Origin of the sequence: Streptomyces sp. NBC_00076 (assembly GCF_045041235.1) — a bacterium.
GTDB lineage: Bacteria > Actinomycetota > Actinomycetes > Streptomycetales > Streptomycetaceae > Streptomyces.
Genome location: NZ_CP108242.1, coordinates 6,798,399 through 6,816,005, shown reverse-complemented (window position 1 = coordinate 6,816,005; position 17,607 = coordinate 6,798,399). Strand labels below are relative to the sequence as shown.

18 protein-coding genes and 2 pseudogenes are annotated in these 17,607 nt (G+C 68.0%); 10 read left to right on the top strand and 10 right to left on the bottom strand.

Annotated features, from left to right (window positions below; genetic code table 11):
- Positions 1-103: 103 nt before the first annotated feature.
- Genes OHA64_RS31165 through OHA64_RS31155 form a run of 3 tightly spaced genes read right to left on the bottom strand, consistent with a single transcriptional unit; the run spans position 104 to position 1,586 of the window.
- Positions 104-817 carry a protein kinase domain-containing protein gene (locus tag OHA64_RS31165; RefSeq protein WP_405618705.1) on the bottom strand — a complete coding sequence of 238 codons (714 nt, stop codon included), beginning with the start codon at positions 815-817 and terminating at the stop codon, positions 104-106.
- A complete protein-coding gene (locus OHA64_RS31160) occupies positions 814-1,083 on the bottom strand; it encodes a hypothetical protein (protein WP_405618703.1) in 270 nt (89 codons plus the stop codon). The genes OHA64_RS31165 and OHA64_RS31160 overlap by 4 nt, the downstream gene beginning before the upstream one ends.
- On the bottom strand, positions 1,053-1,586 hold the full coding sequence (locus tag OHA64_RS31155) for a hypothetical protein (protein WP_405618701.1): 534 nt from the start codon (positions 1,584-1,586) through the stop codon (positions 1,053-1,055). The genes OHA64_RS31160 and OHA64_RS31155 overlap by 31 nt, the downstream gene beginning before the upstream one ends.
- 117 nt (positions 1,587-1,703) lie before the next feature.
- On the opposite strand from OHA64_RS31155, the gene OHA64_RS31150 reads away from it, so the two are divergent.
- The 3 genes from OHA64_RS31150 (at position 1,704) to OHA64_RS31140 (ending at position 4,541) form a co-directional block, all read left to right on the top strand.
- Positions 1,704-3,617 carry a P-loop ATPase, Sll1717 family gene (locus tag OHA64_RS31150; RefSeq protein ID WP_405618699.1) on the top strand — a complete coding sequence of 638 codons (1,914 nt, stop codon included), beginning with the start codon at positions 1,704-1,706 and terminating at the stop codon, positions 3,615-3,617.
- 401 nt (positions 3,618-4,018) lie between these two features.
- Complete coding sequence (locus OHA64_RS31145; RefSeq protein WP_405618697.1) at positions 4,019-4,285, top strand: type II toxin-antitoxin system Phd/YefM family antitoxin; 267 nt, start codon at positions 4,019-4,021, stop codon at positions 4,283-4,285.
- Positions 4,278-4,541 (top strand): type II toxin-antitoxin system RelE/ParE family toxin, encoded by a 264-nt coding sequence (locus tag OHA64_RS31140; RefSeq protein ID WP_405618695.1) that lies wholly within the window; start codon positions 4,278-4,280, stop codon positions 4,539-4,541. The genes OHA64_RS31145 and OHA64_RS31140 overlap by 8 nt, the downstream gene beginning before the upstream one ends.
- Positions 4,542-4,759: 218 nt before the next feature.
- On the opposite strand, the gene ychF is transcribed toward OHA64_RS31140, so the two are convergent.
- Positions 4,760-5,848, bottom strand: coding sequence for a redox-regulated ATPase YchF (gene ychF, locus OHA64_RS31135; protein ID WP_405618693.1), 1,089 nt, complete (start codon positions 5,846-5,848; stop codon positions 4,760-4,762).
- Positions 5,849-6,037: 189 nt separating this feature from the next.
- On the opposite strand from ychF, the gene OHA64_RS31130 reads away from it, so the two are divergent.
- Positions 6,038-6,637 (top strand): DUF6542 domain-containing protein, encoded by a 600-nt coding sequence (locus tag OHA64_RS31130; protein WP_405618691.1) that lies wholly within the window; start codon positions 6,038-6,040, stop codon positions 6,635-6,637.
- Positions 6,638-6,823: 186 nt separating this feature from the next.
- Here the strand turns inward: OHA64_RS31130 and tnpA are convergent.
- A pseudogene (gene tnpA, locus OHA64_RS31125) lies at positions 6,824-7,271 on the bottom strand (IS200/IS605 family transposase).
- Positions 7,272-7,357: 86 nt separating this feature from the next.
- Between tnpA and OHA64_RS31120 the strand changes: the two are divergent.
- A pseudogene (locus OHA64_RS31120) lies at positions 7,358-8,256 on the top strand (RNA-guided endonuclease InsQ/TnpB family protein); the annotation flags it as partial.
- Positions 8,257-8,312: 56 nt separating this feature from the next.
- Here OHA64_RS31120 and ppgK read toward each other — a convergent pair.
- Positions 8,313-9,056 carry a polyphosphate--glucose phosphotransferase gene (gene ppgK / locus OHA64_RS31115; RefSeq protein ID WP_405618689.1) on the bottom strand — a complete coding sequence of 248 codons (744 nt, stop codon included), beginning with the start codon at positions 9,054-9,056 and terminating at the stop codon, positions 8,313-8,315.
- 29 nt (positions 9,057-9,085) lie between these two features.
- Complete coding sequence (locus OHA64_RS31110; protein ID WP_405618686.1) at positions 9,086-10,120, bottom strand: 4-hydroxy-3-methylbut-2-enyl diphosphate reductase; 1,035 nt, start codon at positions 10,118-10,120, stop codon at positions 9,086-9,088.
- 137 nt (positions 10,121-10,257) lie between these two features.
- Between OHA64_RS31110 and xseA the strand changes: the two genes are divergently transcribed.
- The 3 genes from xseA (at position 10,258) to OHA64_RS31095 (ending at position 12,475) form a co-directional block, all read left to right on the top strand.
- The gene (xseA, locus tag OHA64_RS31105; RefSeq protein ID WP_405618684.1) at positions 10,258-11,478 is read left to right on the top strand and encodes an exodeoxyribonuclease VII large subunit; all 1,221 of its coding nucleotides are present in this window, start codon (positions 10,258-10,260) and stop codon (positions 11,476-11,478) included.
- Between the two features lie 9 nt (positions 11,479-11,487).
- A complete protein-coding gene (locus OHA64_RS31100) occupies positions 11,488-11,742 on the top strand; it encodes an exodeoxyribonuclease VII small subunit (protein WP_405618681.1) in 255 nt (84 codons plus the stop codon).
- 142 nt (positions 11,743-11,884) lie between these two features.
- Positions 11,885-12,475: a malonic semialdehyde reductase gene (locus tag OHA64_RS31095; RefSeq protein ID WP_405618679.1), complete on the top strand. Its 591-nt coding sequence runs from the start codon at positions 11,885-11,887 to the stop codon at positions 12,473-12,475.
- Between the two features lie 66 nt (positions 12,476-12,541).
- Here OHA64_RS31095 and OHA64_RS31090 read toward each other — a convergent pair whose 3' ends face one another.
- Positions 12,542-13,063, bottom strand: coding sequence for a DUF4245 domain-containing protein (locus tag OHA64_RS31090; RefSeq protein WP_405618677.1), 522 nt, complete (start codon positions 13,061-13,063; stop codon positions 12,542-12,544).
- A gap of 125 nt (positions 13,064-13,188) precedes the next feature.
- On the opposite strand from OHA64_RS31090, the gene glpX reads away from it, so the two are divergent.
- A complete protein-coding gene (gene glpX, locus OHA64_RS31085) occupies positions 13,189-14,223 on the top strand; it encodes a class II fructose-bisphosphatase (protein ID WP_405618675.1) in 1,035 nt (344 codons plus the stop codon).
- Between the two features lie 101 nt (positions 14,224-14,324).
- On the opposite strand, the gene OHA64_RS31080 is transcribed toward glpX, so the two are convergent.
- Both OHA64_RS31080 and OHA64_RS31075 read right to left on the bottom strand, forming a co-directional pair.
- The gene (locus OHA64_RS31080; RefSeq protein WP_405618673.1) at positions 14,325-14,702 is read right to left on the bottom strand and encodes a WhiB family transcriptional regulator; all 378 of its coding nucleotides are present in this window, start codon (positions 14,700-14,702) and stop codon (positions 14,325-14,327) included.
- A gap of 185 nt (positions 14,703-14,887) precedes the next feature.
- Positions 14,888-15,595 (bottom strand): DUF1707 domain-containing protein, encoded by a 708-nt coding sequence (locus tag OHA64_RS31075; protein WP_405618670.1) that lies wholly within the window; start codon positions 15,593-15,595, stop codon positions 14,888-14,890.
- 167 nt (positions 15,596-15,762) lie between these two features.
- Here OHA64_RS31075 and OHA64_RS31070 point away from each other — a divergent pair, with 167 nt between their 5' ends.
- Positions 15,763-17,430 carry a fumarate hydratase gene (locus OHA64_RS31070; RefSeq protein ID WP_405618668.1) on the top strand — a complete coding sequence of 556 codons (1,668 nt, stop codon included), beginning with the start codon at positions 15,763-15,765 and terminating at the stop codon, positions 17,428-17,430.
- The last annotated feature ends 177 nt before the right edge of the window (positions 17,431-17,607 follow it).

The window sequence follows — 17,607 nt, the reverse complement described above, 5'->3', positions numbered from 1 at the left end:
AAGAACCTCGCGGCAGCGATGCCAGGCGTGGTGTCTCAAGACGCCGGACGAGCCGAGATGGCCGACCGGCATGAAGAAGCGCTCGCTCGGCCCGCCATACCGATCAGGCGGATGCGGCGATCCAGCGGGCCATGCCGTCGAACGCGTTCAGTGCTCGGGGATCGGTCGGGCCGAAAAGACGCTTGCAGTCCTCGCCGAGCGTCTCGTACTGGTCGGCAGCGCCACGGGAGTCACCGGACTCCCCCGTCAACTCCGCGAGGGTGAAACGGGCTTCGATGACGGAGGAGTGATACTCCCCGTTTTCGGCAAGGAGGTTCCGAATGCGTTGCTCCGACTCCCGGATCCGCTCGACGTAGTCCGTGTTCACGTGCGGTATGCCGACGGGTCCAAGCTGTCCGGAGCCGTCCGTTTCGGCGTCGGGGGTGTGCTCGACTTGCCGGATAAGGCGGATCACCGCGCGCGCGTGCTGCGGTCGCTGCTCGGGCTTCTTGGCCAACAGCGCCATGACCAATTGGCTCAGCTTCTCCGGAATGCCCCGGCGGACATTGAGCGGGGGTGCGGGATGGTGGCGCAGATGCATGACACCGACTTCCATGATGTCGGCGCCACGGCTGGCGAACGGTGGGTTCCCGGTCAGCATCTCGTACATGACACAGCCGAGGGAGTAGAGGTCGCTGAGATGGTCGCCGGGGCTGCCCTGCCAGCGCTCCGGTGCCGCGTACTGCCAGGTAGCGCCAGCAATGCGTGTCTCAGACATGTCGAGGAGGCGGCCGTCCAAGCGGTAGCGGCCGTCGCCGAGCAGGCGCCCGCCCGTCATGCGTCCCCCTCCCCGCCCCGGGCGGGGCGCCACTCCTCCAGAGCCACCGACGAACGCAACCCGTTCCGCCAGTCGTCCAGTAGGGCATTCAGTTCCGCGACGGCCTGACCGAGCACGTGCGCCGCGTACAGTCGCTGGCGGTCACCGGCCTCGCGCACGCTGCGTCTGCGGAACGGCACATGCGCTATGCCACCGAGCCCCACAAGGATGAGCGCCCCCATCAGGACCGAGAACATCAGGATGAAGCCCCCGCTGACGAACGGCACGAGGCTCGGGGAACGATCGTCGTCTCCGCGTGGTGTCGGGCCGCCACCGCCATGATCGCCGGGGCGAGCCAGTACGTCGGCTCGGCGAGGAACTGTTTCCTGACGCAGGTGTCGATCGTGTCCTGGTCGACCAGGCCGCCGGCCACCGCGTGGGCCGTCAACGCGTGAGTTAGGCCGCGCGCCAGAGCGCGGACACGTTGCCGGTGGGCGAAGTCCGCCTTCCAGACAACGGTCAGTTGCGTCAGTTCCGCCTGGGCGTTGGCCACGATCTGATGCCTGCCGTAACGCTCAACGAAGGCGTTCAACACTTCGTGAGTCGCTGTCACCGTCTCCTTGACGGCATCGATCTCGTCGCACGCCGAGGACAGCGCTTCAGCAATCCCGTCGTTCTCGCGCCGCAGCACCGTCAACTCGACGCGAAGTACGGTCGAGTCCGTGCGCAGCGAGGTCAGGTCGGCGCGCAGTGGCGCCAGTAACTCTTCGAGATCCTGCTGTTCGTCCATGACGCCCCCCGATGCGGGCCGACGAGAACGCGGCCTATTTACCGAGACAGTTCCCCATCAACGCACCTAATCTTCCTATGGGTTGATGATTTGTGCATCACCGAGGGGGAGCGCGTCATGGAGTACGAGCCCAATCCGGTCAGCGACCTGTTCTTCGGCCGTGACGATGCCGAGAACGACCTGGCAACCGGCCTGCTCAACGGCATGGTCTTCCGGCCCACGCATGCCTACCGGCAAGCCCTCTCCGGCCGCACGTCACTGATCATCGGCCGCAAGGGCTCGGGCAAGAGCGCGATCTGCCGCCAACTCGCTGCCCCGGACGGCCATCCCGGCACCACGGTCCTGATCACTCCAGACGACGCAGCCGGTGACGAGATCCGGCGGTTCGAGCTCCAGGGAGTCTCGGGTGACACCGCCAAGTCCCTGATCTGGCGCTATGTCTTTGCTGTCCACGCGGCGCGGTATCTGTACGAGCATGCGCGAACCGCGCACGGCTGGCGCGCCCGTGCATCGGTGCGAGCACTGCGCGGTTTCCTGGAGGCGAACGACGAGCTCGGTGACGAACGCCTGTACGACAGGCTGCGGCGCGGAGTCCGGGGCCTGCAGTCGGCAAACCTCTCCCTCAAGGCGTTTGGCATTGAAGCGGGGCTCGGTCTGAATGGCGCCTCTGAAGGAGCCCGCGCCGGCCGACAGTTGGAGGTTCTGGAAAACGGCGTGGCGACGGCCTTCGCCGAGCTCGGCTGCGCCGGAGCACATACGTTGCTCTTCTTGGTCGACCAGCTCGAACAGGTCTGGACGATCGACCCGGACAGTCACGCTCTGGTCGCAGGGTTGCTCCTGGCCAGCAAGCAGGTCACCGGACGGTACGGCAGCGCCGTGCGCTGCACGCTTTTCCTGCGGGCTGACATCTACGACACGCTCAGCTTCGGCGACGCCGACAAGTTCCACAGCGACGAGCTGCGGATCACCTGGACCCGGGAGGAGCTGGCGGAGCTCGCCCTGGCCAGGGCAGCGGCCTCACTCAAGACGAAACTCACTCCGGAGCAACTATGGGGGCAGTTGTTCCCCCCGACGGTATCCGGCGAGCCGACGGACGGGTACCTGTTCCGGCGGGCGCTGCCGCGCCCCAGGGACACAATCCAGTTCCTCAACGCGTGCCAAGGCGTCGCAGACCAGCGAGGCCACCGGCGGATCACCGAGGAGGACGTACTCACCGCCACCGGACAGTTCTCCCGCTGGAAGCTCACGGACCTGGCCAGGGAGTACTCCGTGACGCATCCCTTCCTCAACCGGCTCTTCCTCCCCCTGTTCGAGAACTACGGATACGTGGTGATGCTCCCGGCGCTCGCCACACGGTTCGAGCCCCACCGCGATCGGCTGCAGCAGGACTTCACCGACTACGCCGAGAGTCTCACCACGCAAGGAGTACTGGACGTCCTGTTCGGAATCGGCTTCCTCGGTGTCAAGAGAGGTCACAAGGTCGTGTACTCCGACGGTGTCCAGGTACCCCCACAACCCGGCGAGGAGGAGTTCCACGTGCATCCGTGCTTCCGGCCCGCACTGGGCGGCCTGGCCCCCGTGGACCTGACGCCGTACAGCCCCAGTCCGAATCGGAACATCTATGTCGGCAACGCGTTGGTCCAGGCCGCGACGGGTTCGGACATTTCATTCGGCATCAGCCGCGACTCCCAGCTGCTGGACGATGTCGTCCGTGCCTGCGAACGGCTGCTGCGCCAGCTCATGCGGTCGGGGCTGCCGGACGACATGCGAGCCGAGGTGCAGGCAAGGATCGGCCACGTCCTGGACGGCGCCCGCCGCGCCCGTGAGGACCTGCGGAACGGAGTCCCAGTCGATGTGACAAGCCATGTGCTCGCAGCATCGGACTTCTTGGGGAACCTGGCCACGCAGTTGGGTGAGCACGGCATCCGCGAGGAGCCCATCACCCGCCGCTTGGAGGACGAGGCCCGGGCACTGATCCGATCGGCCGGCGGCGCCGTGGGCGGTGGCGGCGGATCGGCTTCAGCCCCGTGACCCGTCGCCGATCCCAGGTCCGTTGCTGGGCCAACGATCACTCCAAGACTCGCCTGCCCCTCTGACTTCACTCCCTCCCCCGTCCGTATCTTCGCCGTCCACCCCACGGGCGATGTCGTGACGGCCTCGTTTTCAACGCTGTCACCGGAACGAACAATGAACGGTCCGCGCCGAGCTAAGCCACCCCGGCCTCGCCAGCCGCGTTCACTGGGGAGAGCTCATTTCCCCAGGTCAGCGACGTGGTGGAGTTCATGCACTGAACCGGAACGCCCGCTGCAGAGCTGCGAGCTGCGGAAACGTAGCTTTCCATGATCACATCCATCACCGCACCCAACAGGAACCTGGAAGGGAGCACCCAATCACCATTGTGTACACATGAGACATCCGGTACCCTTGAGCGCATGACGCAGATGCCCATAGAGTCCATCCGCGACGTCCGCGCGCACCTTGCCGAAGTCGTCGAGCGGGCCGATCGCGAGGACCAGCCCACCGTGATCACGCGACGAGGAAAAGAAGTTGCCGCCGTCGTCTCGATCGATGTCCTGCGCAAATACCAACAGTGGGAAGAGCGCGAGATCAATCGCATCATTGACGAGCGGATGGCGAACCGCTCGGCCGGCGTCCCCATCGAGGACATCATGAAGGAGACCCTGGCGCGCAGTGAGTGAGTACCGCACCGTCTTCCGGCCCGAGGCGCAGGCAGAGCTTCGGAAAGTCCCCCGCGACATGGCGCTGCGCATCCTGGCCAAGCTGACGGAACTGGAGAGTGACCCGCTCGGATTCAGCACCACGGCGCTCGTGTCCCAACCCGATCGCCGCCGCCTCCGGATCGGCGACTACCGGGTCATCTACACCATCGACAACGGCGAACTGATCGTGTGGGTCGTTCATGTCGGACACCGCTCCACGGTCTACGAGACGTGAGGTCCCGTCCACAGCTCGCCGCGAACTGTCGCCAGCCCATCTCCTCCCAGCACGGGACGAATGAAGAGAGGTGACGTGGGGTGCCGGTGAGTGATGCCAGGCCCGAAAAGCCAGCACCCTGTCAGTACGGGAACACAGAAGGGGTCGGACTCATCAGAGCCCGACCCCTTCTGACCTGCACATTTGACGAAAATATTTAACGTGAAGTAACGGGATGGCTACACGTTGAAGCGGAACTCCACCACGTCCCCGTCCCGCATCACATAGTCCTTGCCCTCCATGCGGGCCTTGCCCTTGGCGCGGGCCTCGGCGACCGAGCCGGTCTCGACCAGGTCCTCGAAGGAGATGACCTCGGCCTTGATGAAGCCCTTCTGGAAGTCGGTGTGGATGACACCGGCGGCCTCGGGGGCGGTGGCGCCCTTCTTGATGGTCCAGGCGCGGGATTCCTTGGGGCCGGCCGTCAGATAGGTCTGCAGGCCGAGGGTGTTGAAACCGACATGGGCGAGGGTGGCGAGGCCGGGCTCCTCGGCGCCGACCGACTCCAGGAGCTCCATGGCGTCCTCCTCGTCGAGCTCGGCGAGGTCCGCCTCCAGCTTGGCGTTGAGGAAGATCGCCTCGGCCGGGGCGACCAGGGCACGCTGCTGATCCTTGAAGGAGTCGTCGGTGAGCTCGTCCTCGTCGACATTGAAGACGTAGAGGAAGGGCTTGGCGGTCAGCAGGTGCAGGTCGTGCAGGAGTTCGGCGCGCTCACTGCCCTGGACGATGCCCTGGGAGAACAGCGTGTCCCCCCTCTCCAGGATCTCCTTGGCCTCCTCGACGGCCTTCACCTTCGGCCCGATGTCCTTCTTGATCCGCGACTCCTTCTGGAGCCGGGGAAGGACCTTCTCGATGGTCTGGAGGTCGGCGAGGATCAGCTCGGTGTTGATCGTCTCGATGTCGTCCTTCGGCGAGACCTTGCCGTCGACGTGCACGACGTTCTCGTCCTCGAAGGCTCGGATGACCTGACAGATCGCGTCGGACTCACGGATGTTGGCCAGGAACTTGTTGCCCAGGCCCTCACCCTCGGAGGCGCCGCGCACGATGCCCGCGATGTCGACGAAGTCGACGGTGGCCGGCAGGATCCGCTCCGACTTGAAGATCTCGGCCAGCTTGGTGAGCCGGGGGTCGGGGACACCCACGACCCCGACGTTCGGCTCGATCGTGGCGAACGGGTAGTTGGCCGCCAGCACGTCGTTCTTGGTCAGGGCGTTGAACAGGGTCGACTTGCCGACATTCGGCAGACCGACGATTCCGATCGTGAGCGACACGGTGCGACTTCCCGGAGTGAGAGTGAGACGGCTGGCGTGAGAGGGCCGAGGACAGGCCCCTGGGGGCCGATCCACCAGTCTACGGCGTACCGCACCCCGCCCCGGCGACGTATCGAACGCATGGCCAAGGTCCGGCCGACGGCGTGTCCGACGAGCGGTTCGGCACATAAACCGACCTAAGTTTGTCCAGTGGAGCAACACAGGACGCGACCCCCGCAGTACGGACCGCGACGCGGCACGACCCCGCCCGTTCCCCCACAGGCGGGACGGAATGCGAACGGCGGTCCCGCGCGGCCCGGCAGAGCCGAGGCCCCGGCGGGCCGGGGCGGTGCGGTGCCACGGCGTCCCTCGGCGGTACGGCCGTCCGGTCCCCCACTGGTCCAGGCCTTACGACGGATGCCCAACCCCCGGCTCACCGGACTCGGCGGCGGACTGTTCTGCGGGACGCTGATGTTCCTGCTCGGCTGCGTGGACGAGTTGCTGTTCGGGGCGTCGCTGACGGTGTACGGCGTGCTGTTCGTCCTGGCGTCCGTGCTGACCGCCTTCTGGATCCGCCGGGGCGATCTGCTGACCGCTCCCGTCATCGTGCCGATCGCCTTCACCGTGGGGCTCCTGCCCGTGACCGAGAGCGGTGCCGGGCTCGGCGCCCGTCTGATGGGCCTGTTCACGGCACTCGCGACGCAGGCGGGATGGCTCTACGCGGGCGCGCTGGTCGCGGGTCTGATCGCCGCCGTGCGGAAGATCCGCCTGCTGAGCCGTCGGCCGGCCCGCGAGCGTCCGCCGGTGTGATCCACCGTCGCCCCCGCTACCGGGATTCATTCGCAGTGCATCGGGCTTCAGCCCGGTGGTGAAGCGAATCTGATGGTTGCGACGCGGAGCGTCGCCGCGTCTGGTCCGGCGGCGCGGGACACGGCATGTTCACCACCCGCGGCGCGGAGCGTCGTGATCGCTGGTTCCGGAGGTGCCGGGCTGTGCTCACACCGGCCGGTTCTGCTGCTCGATGTACTGCCTGACCACGGTGAGCGGGGCGCCGCCGACGGTGCCGGCGAAGTAGGAGCCCGACCACAGCTTGTCGGCCCGCCAGTAGTGCCGTACCAGGTCGGGGAATTCTCCCCCAGCCTTCGGCCGGGAGGTGCCCCCAGGCGCAGACGGCGTGAGGAGACGCCCTTGAGGGAGTTGACCAACTTGGTGACGGTGACCGTGGGCGGGAAGTTCACCAGGGTGTGGACGTGGTTGTTCTCGCCATTGAACTCCACCAGCGTGCACTCGAAGTCCGCGCACACCGACCGCATGATCTCCTCCATGCGCGTCAGATGAACACCGGTGAACACACCTTGTGCCGGAACTTGGTCACGAAGACCAAGTGCACATGCATCACGAAAGCACCGTGCCGACCAGTTCTGATCTCCAGCATCTCACTCATAACCCAAATACGTAGCGTCGCCGTCATGCAGCTCAGGTACGCCTTCAGGTTGTACCCGGACCCCGGCCAGCGCACCGCGCTGGCCAAACACCGCGCACCGCAACTTCTTCGCCTCCCTCAAGGGCACCCGCAAGGGCCCGAAACTGGGCGCACCCCGGTTCAAGTCCCGCAAGGACACCCGCCAGTCGATCCGGTTCACCGCCAACGCCCGCTGGTCCCTCACCGAGAGCGGCCGACTGAACCTCCCCAAGATCGGGGCGGTGAAGGTGAAGTGGTCCCGCACGCTGCCCGCCACCCCCACCTCGGTCACCGTGGTCAAGGATTCCGCCGGGCGGTACTTCGCCTCCTTCGTCATCGACACCGACCCACAGGCGGATGCCGGGCGGATGCCCGCCACCGACCGCACCATCGGCATCGACCTCGGCCTCACCCACTTCGCCGTTCTGTCCGACGGCACGAAGATCGACTCCCCGCGGTTTCTGCGCCGCGCGGAGAAGAAGCTGAAGAAGGCCCAGCGGGAACTGTCCCGCAAACAGAAAGGTTCGAAGAACCGCGCCAAGGCCCGGCTCAAGGTCGCTCGCGCCCACGCCAAGGTCACCGATGCCCGCCATGAGTTCCACCACCAACTCTCCGGCTGGCCAAGTCCGTCCACGACGCCGGCTGGGCCTCATTCATCAACATGCTCGGGTACAAGGCGGAGCGGTACGGACGGACCCTGATCAAGATCGGCCGGTTCGAGCCGACCAGCCAGACCTGCTCCACCTGCGGCGTCAAAGACGGGCCCAAACCCCTCGACGTGAGGGAATGGACCTGCGCCGCCTGCGGCACCGTCCACGACCGGGACCACAATGCCGCGATCAACGTGAAGACGGCCGCCGGACTGGCGGTATCGGCCTGCGGAGCGCCGGTAAGACCTGGAGCAATCCCGGCACAGCGCGAAGAAACAGGAAGCCACGGATTCCCGACCGCACCCTGTGCCGCGTAGCGGCACAGCAACGATCGAGAAGGCCAGAATCCTCGCCCTTCAGGGCGAGGTGCAAGTCAATCCTTCGCCGCGTGCATCGCCGCGCCCACGATCCCCGCGTTGTTCTGCAGCTGCGCCGGGACGATCTCCGCCTTGATGCCCTCGATGTAGTGCAGGAACTTCTGGGCCTTGCGGCTGACGCCGCCGCCGATGATGAACAGCTCGGGCGAGAAGAGCATCTCGACATGGGCGAGGTACTTCTGGACCCGGTGGGCCCAGTGCTCCCACGTCAGGTCCTCGTCCTCCCTGGCCTTGCTGGACGCGCGCTTCTCCGCGTCGTGGCCGTGCAGCTCGAGGTGGCCCAGCTCGGTGTTGGGGACGAGGGCGCCGTCGACGAACAGGGCGCTGCCGATGCCCGTGCCGAACGTGAGGAGGAAGACCGTGCCCCTGCGGTCCCGGCCGGCGCCGAAGCCCATCTCGGCGACGCCCGCCGCGTCCGCGTCGTTGACCACCGTCACCGGCAGGCCGCCCAGGCGCTCGCTGAACAGGGCACGCGCGTCCGTGTCGATCCAGTCCTTGTCGACGTTGGCCGCCGTACGGATCGTGGATCCGCCGGTGACCACGCCGGGGAAGGTGAGGCCGACGGGTCCGGTCCAGCCGTAGTTCTCGACGACCTGCCGCACGCCGTCCGCCACCCCGTCGGGTGTCGCCGGGTGCGGGGTCAGCACCTTGAAGCGCTCCTGGGCGAGATCGCCCCTGTCCAGGTCCACCGGGGCACCCTTGATCCCGGATCCACCGATGTCCACGCCGAAGATCTGCATGGCTCTACGTTACGTCGAACGACTGACTGTCACTCCGCCGAGGGGTCCCCCGCGAGGTCCTTCACAAGGCCGCCACGCTCCGCCACCAGCGCCGCCGCCTCCTCGCGCAGATCGCGCCGCAGCTCCTTCGGCAGCGAGAACGTGATGGACTCCTCGGCCGCCCTGACCAGCTCGACGTCGCCGTAGCCGCGCTGCGCCAGCCACTCCAGGACCTCCTCGACGAGCACCTCCGGGACGGAGGCGCCGGAGGTGACGCCCACCGTGGTCACGCCCTCCAGCCAGGCCTCGTCGATCTCACTGGCGAAGTCCACGAGGTAGGCCTCGCGGGAGCCGGCGAGCTTGGCGACCTCGACGAGCCGCTTGGAGTTCGAGGAGTTGCGGGAGCCGACGACGATCACCAGCTCGGCCTCGGCGCCCATCTGCTTGACGGCGAGCTGACGGTTCTGGGTGGCGTAGCAGATGTCGTCGCTGGGCGGGGAGATGAGCTGCGGGAACTTGTCCTTGAGCGCGTCGACGGTCTCCATGGTCTCGTCGACGGAGAGCGTGGTCTGGGAGAGCCAGACGACCCTGGAGGGGTCGCGGACCTCGACCTTCGCCACGTCCTCGGGGCCGTCGACCAGCGTGATGTGGTCGGGGGCCTCGCCGGAGGTGCCGATGACCTCCTCGTGGCCCTCGTGCCCGATCAGGAGGATGTCGTAGTCCTCGTCGGCGAAGCGGACGGCTTCCTTGTGGACCTTGGTGACCAGCGGGCAGGTCGCGTCGATGGTGGCGAGGCGGCCCTGCTTGGCCTCGTCGTGGACGGTGGGGGCGACGCCGTGCGCCGAGAACATGACGATGTTTCCCGGGGGCACCTCTTCGGTCTGTTCGACGAAGATGGCGCCCTTCTTCTCCAGGGTCTGCACGACGTACTTGTTGTGGACGATCTCGTGCCGGACGTACACCGGAGCGCCGTACTGCTCCAGGGCTTTCTCGACGGCGATCACGGCGCGGTCCACACCCGCGCAGTAGCCACGGGGGGCGGCGAGCAGGACACGGCGGCCAGGCGAAGCAGTCATGCGTCCCATCGTAAGGCCGCGCCCGGCAAGGCAAAGATCGCCTCTGTGATCGCCTCTGTGTGCGAGCGCGGGCGCGGCGATCGAGGCTGCGTCGGAGGAGCGGCGCGGGGAGCGGCGTTGTCGGACCGGGCCGTTAGTCTCGGCGCATGGCTGCGAACACGTCCCCCGAAGCCCCCCTGCCCGTCGGCGAGGTGTCACGGCTCATCGGGGGGTGGATCGACCGGCTCGGTGCCGTGTGGGTGGAGGGGCAGATCACCCAGCTGTCGCGGCGGCCCGGCGCGGGAGTGGTGTTTCTGACGTTGCGTGACCCGTCGTACGACATCTCCGTGAGCGTCACCTGTTATCGGCAGGTGTTCGACGCCGTGGCCGATGTGGTGAGCGAGGGCGCCCGGGTCGTCGTCCTGGCGAAGCCCGAGTGGTACGCGCCACGGGGGCAGTTGTCGTTGCGGGCCGCCGAGATAAGGCCTGTCGGGGTCGGGGAGTTGCTCGCGCGGCTCGAACAGCTGAAGAAGTCGCTCGCCGCGGAAGGGTTGTTCGCGCCGGAGCGGAAGAAGGCGCTGCCCTTCCTGCCCCAACTCGTCGGACTTGTCTGCGGGCGGGCCTCGGCCGCCGAGCGGGACGTCCTGGAGAACGCGCGGCATCGCTGGCCGGCGGTCCGCTTCGAGGTGCGCAACGTCGCCGTGCAGGGCGTGCACGCGGTGCCGCAGGTCGTGCAGGCGATGAAGGAGCTCGACGCGATCGACGAGGTGGACGTCATCGTCGTCGCCCGTGGTGGCGGCAGCGTGGAGGATCTGCTGCCGTTCTCCGACGAGCAGCTCATCCGGACGGTCGCGGGATGCCGTACGCCGGTCGTGTCCGCCATCGGGCACGAGCCGGACAACCCGCTCCTCGACCACGTCGCCGATCTGCGCGCCTCCACCCCGACCGACGCGGCCAAGAAGGTCGTGCCGGACGTCGGTGAGGAGTACGAGCGGGTGCGGATGCTGCGGGACCGGGCGCGGCGGTGCGTCGAGGCGTTCGTCGAGCGGGAGGAACGCGGGCTGGCGCAGGCGCTCTCGCGGCCGTCGATACAGGACCCGCACCGGATGATCGACGAGCGGGCCGACCATGTGGTCGCGCTCCTGGACCGGGGCCGGCGCACCGTCGGCCACCTCCTCGACCGCGCCGACTCGGAGCTGGCGCACACGCATGCGCGCGTGGTGGCCCTCTCCCCCGCCGCGACCCTGAAGCGGGGGTACGCGGTGCTGCAGAAGGCGGACGGCCATGTCGTCCGCGACCCGGCCGAGGTGACCGGGGACGAGGTCCTGCGGGCGCGGGTTTCCGAGGGTGAGTTCGTGGTCCGAGTCGATGGACGGGCCGATGCGTAGGGTGGGCGGATGACCAGCAAGGTGGAGGAGACGGCGACGGTGGCCGAGGGGCTCGGGTACGAGCAGGCACGGGACGAGCTGATCGACGTCGTACGGCGGCTGGAGGCGGGCGGTACGACGCTGGAGGAGTCCCTCGCCCTGTGGGAGCGCGGCGAGGAGCTGGCCAAGGTGTGCCGCCGCTGGCTGGACGGGGCGCGGGCGCGGCTGGACGCGGCCCTCGCCGGGCAGGAGGACCGGGAAGAGGGTTCCGGGGACACCGAGTAGCACCCGGCGACCGGGACTGTGAAGCGGATCACCACGCCCCGATTTTTGTTGAAGGTTGAACTTCACTCGCGTACCGTCGAGGACGTCAAGCGGTCCCCGGTCCGTTTCCGGGGTCCCACGCACCTCTCGAGAAGGTTCACGCATGTCTCTCGTCCTTGACCCCGCCGCCCAGGACCTGCTGTTCCGCGAGGCCCGCACCGCGAACACCTTCACCGACGAGCCGGTGACCGAGGAGCAGGTGCAGGCGATCTACGACCTGGTCAAGTACGGCCCGACCGCCTTCAACCAGTCGCCGCTGCGCATCACCCTGGTCCGCTCCGCCGAGGCCCGTGAGCGCCTGGTCCAGCACATGGCCGAGGGCAACCAGCCGAAGACGGCCACCGCCCCGCTGGTCGCGATCCTCTCCGCGGACAACGAGTTCCACGAGGAGCTCCCGGAGCTCTTCCCGCACTTCCCGGCCGCCAAGGACGTCTTCTTCTCCGAGCGCCCGGCCCGCGAGGGTGCCGCCACGCTGAACGCCGCCCTGCAGGCCGCGTACTTCATCATCGGCGTCCGTGCCGCCGGCCTCGCCGCCGGCCCGATGACCGGCCTCGACTTCGCGGGCGTCCAGAAGGAGTTCCTGGACGACGACCACACCCCGCTGATGGTCGTCAACATCGGCAAGCCGGGCGAGGACGCCTGGTTCCCGCGCTCCCCGCGTCTGGCCTACGAGGACGTCATCACCACCGTCTGAGCAGGTCGTGCACAGCGAGAGGGCCCCCGGCGACGACGCCGGGGGCCCTCTCGCGTGTCTGGCGGCTCACACCATCTTCAGCGCCCCGGCCATCTCCGTCAGCTGGGCGAACGAGCCCGTGCCGGCCACCACCGTGGTCGAGCCCTTCTCCGCGAGCACCAGGGCGTCGTAGCGGCCGCCGGTGTAGCGCGTCCACGTACGGCCGTCGATCTCCTGGGTGGTTTTCGTCGCGGCGCCGCCCTGACTGGCCGCGTCGATGAACGTGGACGGCTTCTGAGCGGACTGCTCGATCTGCACGTACTCCCCGTCAGGCGCGTGGAAGCCCAGGTGCCAGGCGTCGAACTGGTCACCCCGGAAGCGGACGGACGTCGCCTTCCAGCTGCCGGACAGGCCCTCCGGCGCGGCCACGGGGTAGGACGACGCGCGGCGAGCCGTGAGCAGCTCGACGCGATAGTCGACCTTCTTCACGTCCCGAGCGGAGTCGTCGTGCGGGATGAAGACGTAGATGACCGCCACCGCGATCCCGATCAGGCCCAGGGAGAGGACCATGTCCCGGACCGTCTTCTGCTTACCGTTCGAACCTGCCACGTCCCTATCGTCGCAGGTGCCCTGGTCCGCTCATCCGTGGGCCCCCCTGCTCATTTTGTCTGCCTGACGATAGAGTCGGGCCACACCCTCATCCGGCCGTCGTCGTATCAGAAAGGTGCGCTCCGATGACCGAGCATCATCATCTGCCGTCCGAGCTCGAAGTTCCTTCCGAGGCTCCCGACCGCAACCTCGCCCTGGAACTCGTCCGGGTCACCGAAGCCGCGGCGATGGCCGCGGGCCGCTGGGTCGGGCGCGGCGACAAGAACGGCGCCGACGGTGCCGCGGTACGGGCCATGCGGACCCTCGTCTCCACCGTCTCGATGAACGGCGTCGTCGTCATCGGTGAGGGCGAGAAGGACGAGGCCCCGATGCTCTTCAACGGAGAGCGCGTCGGCGACGGGACCGGGCCGGAGTGCGACATCGCCGTCGACCCGATCGACGGCACCACGCTGACCGCGAAGGGCATGACCAACGCGATCGCGGTGCTGGCCGCCGCCGACCGCGGGTCGATGTTCGACCCGTCAGCCGTCTTCTACATGGACAAGCTGGTCACCGGGCCCGAGGCCGCCGACTTCGTCGACATCAACGCGCCCGTGTCCGTCAACATCCGGCGCGTCGCCAAGGCCAAGCGGTCCACGCCCGAGGACGTCACCGTCGTCATCCTGGACCGGCCGCGGCACGAGGGCCTCATCGAGGAGGTCCGCGACACCGGCGCGCGCATCAGGCTGATCTCCGACGGCGACGTGGCCGGCTCGATCCTGGCGCTGCGCGAGGGCACCGGCGTCGACCTGCTGCTCGGCGTCGGCGGCACGCCGGAAGGCATCATCTCGGCCTGCGCGGTGAAGTGCCTGGGCGGCACCATCCAGGGCAAGCTGTGGCCGAAGGACGACGAGGAGCGGCAGCGGGCGATCGACGCGGGGCACGACCTGGACCGCGTCCTGACGACCGACGACCTGGTGTCCGGGGAGAACGTCTTCTTCGTGGCGACCGGCATCACGGACGGCGAGCTGCTGCGGGGCGTGCGGTACCGGTCGGAGACCGCGACGACCGACTCGATCGTGATGCGGTCCAAGTCGGGAACGGTGCGCAGGATCGACTCCGAGCACCGGCTCAGCAAGCTGCGGGCCTACAGCGCGATCGACTTCGACCGGGCGAAGTAGGCCCCCCAGGGAAGCAAGTTCCCCAGGAGAGCGAGTTCCCCAGGAGAGCGAAGAAGAGAGGCGTCCCGGTGCGGTGGGGCGCCTCTCTTCTTGTGCGCGGGTCAGCCGGCCGCCGCTATGCGGTCCCCCGCCCTGGCCGCCTTCTTCAGTTCCAGGTCGCGGCGGCGGCGCCGGGCCAGGACCACGCGGCGCTCCGCGGCGGTCAGGCCGCCCCAGACGCCGTAGGGCTCCGGTTGCAGGAGTGCGTGCTCGCGACACTCGACCATGACGGGGCAGCCCGCACAGACTCGCTTCGCGGCCTGCTCGCGGGAGAGCCGGGCGGCGGTGGGTTCCTTGGACGGCGCGAAGAACAGGCCGGCCTCGTCACGCCGGCACACCGCCTCGGTGTGCCAAGGTGCGTCTTGGTCCCTGTCCCGCACTGGCACCCGCTGGGCCGGTACGGCAGCTACCTGCAGGGACGAATGCGGCGGTTGCAGCACGGTCTACTCCTGACGACGGCTTCGCGAGCGAGCGACGATGCAGCAAGGCCTACCCGCTGTACGCGCGCCTATGCACTGAGTTCCGGACCGCCGGATCACGAGGACTTGTACGCGCTCTCAAGCGCGACGGACCATGATCCCTTCCGCCGGGAACGCGGCGGTACTCGCCGTCGGATTCGCCACCGTCAACGATCCAGGTGCTTGCGCAAACCCTTGTCGACCTTGCGCTGCACCCGGTCGAGAATGTCCGCGACGAGTTTGCCGCGCTTGGGCCGGCCCTCGACGTTCCCCAGCACCGCCCAGCCGTCCACGTAGACCACGGGGGCTTCCGGGTCGCCGGAGTCGACGGTGTCCACCTCGAAGTTGCCGAGGACTCCGCCGCCGGTGCCGCGCAGCGAGACGTTCTCCGGGACGCGGACCTCGACATTGCCGAAGACCGAGATCGCCTTGATCACGACCTGCTGGTACTCGAAGATCGCCTCACTCAGGTCGATGTCGACGGTGCCGAACACCGCGTACGCGTGGATCCGGCGGCCCGCGCGCCAACGGCCCTTGCGGACGGCGCTGCTGAACACCGCGACCACGTTGTCGTCCGGGTCGTGCGGTAGCGGGTCCGTGGGGCGGTTGGGGGCCGGGGTGTAGCCGCCGGCGGATCGGCGGCCGTGGGCGGCCGGCAGGTCCCGTATGAAGGTCTCCAGTTCACCCACCGTCTTGGCGTTCAGCACCCCCTCGACGCGTTCCGCGTGCTCGTCCGCGGTGAGACGCCCTTCGGCGAGGGCCTCGCGCAGGATGTCGGCGACGCGGTCACGCTCGGCGTCCGAGGCACGCAGGTCGGCGTCCCTGGCGGCGGCGGGTTCCTGCGCCTGCGGTTCGGTGTGCTTCTGAAGGTCCACCGCAGCAGCGTACCGAAACGCGATAGATCGCGACTAGGGGGTGTGGACAACCCGTCGGAGGTCCGACTGAGGACAACCTCACAAGAGCGCTGTCGGACGCAGGTTCTACGCTGGTGGGCGCTGCCAATGGAGGCCAGCGGCCAACTGTCGAGTGAGGAATGGGCGACATGCCTGAGTTCGCGTACACCGATCTGCTCCCCATGGGAGAGGACACCACCCCCTACCGGCTGGTGACCTCCGAGGGTGTCTCCACCTTCGAGGCCGACGGGCGGACGTTCCTCAGGGTCGAGCCGGAGGCGCTGCGCAAGCTCGCCGAGGAGGCGATCCACGACATCCAGCACTACCTTCGCCCGGCCCACCTGGCCCAGCTGCGCCGGATCATCGACGACCCCGAGGCGTCGGGCAACGACAAGTTCGTGGCTCTGGACCTCCTGAAGAACGCGAACATCGCGGCCGCCGGTGTGCTGCCCATGTGCCAGGACACCGGCACGGCGATCGTCATGGGCAAGCGCGGACAGAACGTGCTGACCGAGGGCGGCGACGAGGAGGCACTGAGCCGGGGCATCTACGACGCGTATCTGAACCTGAACCTGCGCTACTCGCAGATGGCGCCTCTCACCATGTGGGAGGAGAAGAACACCGGCTCCAACCTCCCGGCGCAGATCGAGCTGTACGCGACGGACGGCGGCGCCTACAGGTTCCTGTTCATGGCGAAGGGCGGCGGCAGCGCCAACAAGTCCTTCCTCTACCAGGAGACGAAGGCCGTCCTGAACGAGGCCTCCATGATGAAGTTCCTGGAGGAGAAGATCCGCTCGCTCGGTACGGCCGCCTGCCCGCCGTACCACCTGGCGATCGTCGTCGGCGGCACCTCCGCCGAGTACGCGCTGAAGACGGCCAAGTACGCCTCCGCGCACTACCTGGACGAGGTGCCCGCCGAGGGCTCGCCGCTCGGCCACGGCTTCCGGGACAAGGAGCTGGAGGAGAAGGTCTTCGAGCTGACCCAGAAGATCGGGATCGGGGCGCAGTTCGGCGGCAAGTACTTCTGCCACGACGTGCGGGTCGTGCGGCTGCCGCGGCACGGCGCCTCCTGCCCCGTCGCGATCGCCGTCTCCTGCTCGGCGGACCGGCAGGCCGTCGCGAAGATCACCGCCGAGGGCGTCTTCCTGGAGCAGCTGGAGAGGGACCCGGCGCGGTTCCTGCCGGAGACCACGGACGAGCACCTCGAAGAGGGCGACGTCGTCAAGATCGACCTGAACCAGCCGATGGACTCCATCCTCGCCGAGCTGACCAAGTACCCGGTGAAGACCCGCCTGTCGCTGACCGGCCCGCTGGTCGTGGCCCGTGACATCGCGCACGCCAAGATCAAGGAACGGCTGGACGCGGGCGAGGGGATGCCGCAGTACCTGAAGGACCACCCGGTGTACTACGCGGGCCCGGCGAAGACGCCCGAGGGCTACGCGTCCGGCTCCTTCGGTCCGACCACGGCCGGCCGTATGGACTCCTACGTCGAGCAGTTCCAGGCGGCGGGCGGCTCCAAGGTGATGCTCGCCAAGGGCAACCGCAGCAAGCAGGTCACCGACGCGTGCGACGCGCACGGCGGCTTCTACCTGGGTTCGATCGGCGGCCCGGCGGCCCGGCTCGCGCAGGACTGCATCAAGAAGGTCGAGGTCGTCGAGTACGAGGAGCTCGGCATGGAGGCGGTCTGGAAGATCGAGGTCGAGGACTTCCCGGCGTTCGTGGTCGTCGACGACAAGGGCAACGACTTCTTCACTGCGCGGGAACCTGAGCAGCCCACGTTCACCAGCATTCCGGTGCGGGGCCCCGGCCTGTCCTGAGCCATCCCCTGGAGCGTCACAGACCCCTCGGCATCGCCGGGGGGTTGTGAACTGCTGCCGCGGAACAGCGCACGAGTGTGTTCTGGCATGCATGAGTGAGTGTCTGGGGTGTGGTGGGGCGTAGGGAACGGAAGTTCCCTCATCGAATGGGTGACCTTTGCGGGCGGTGCTCGTTGA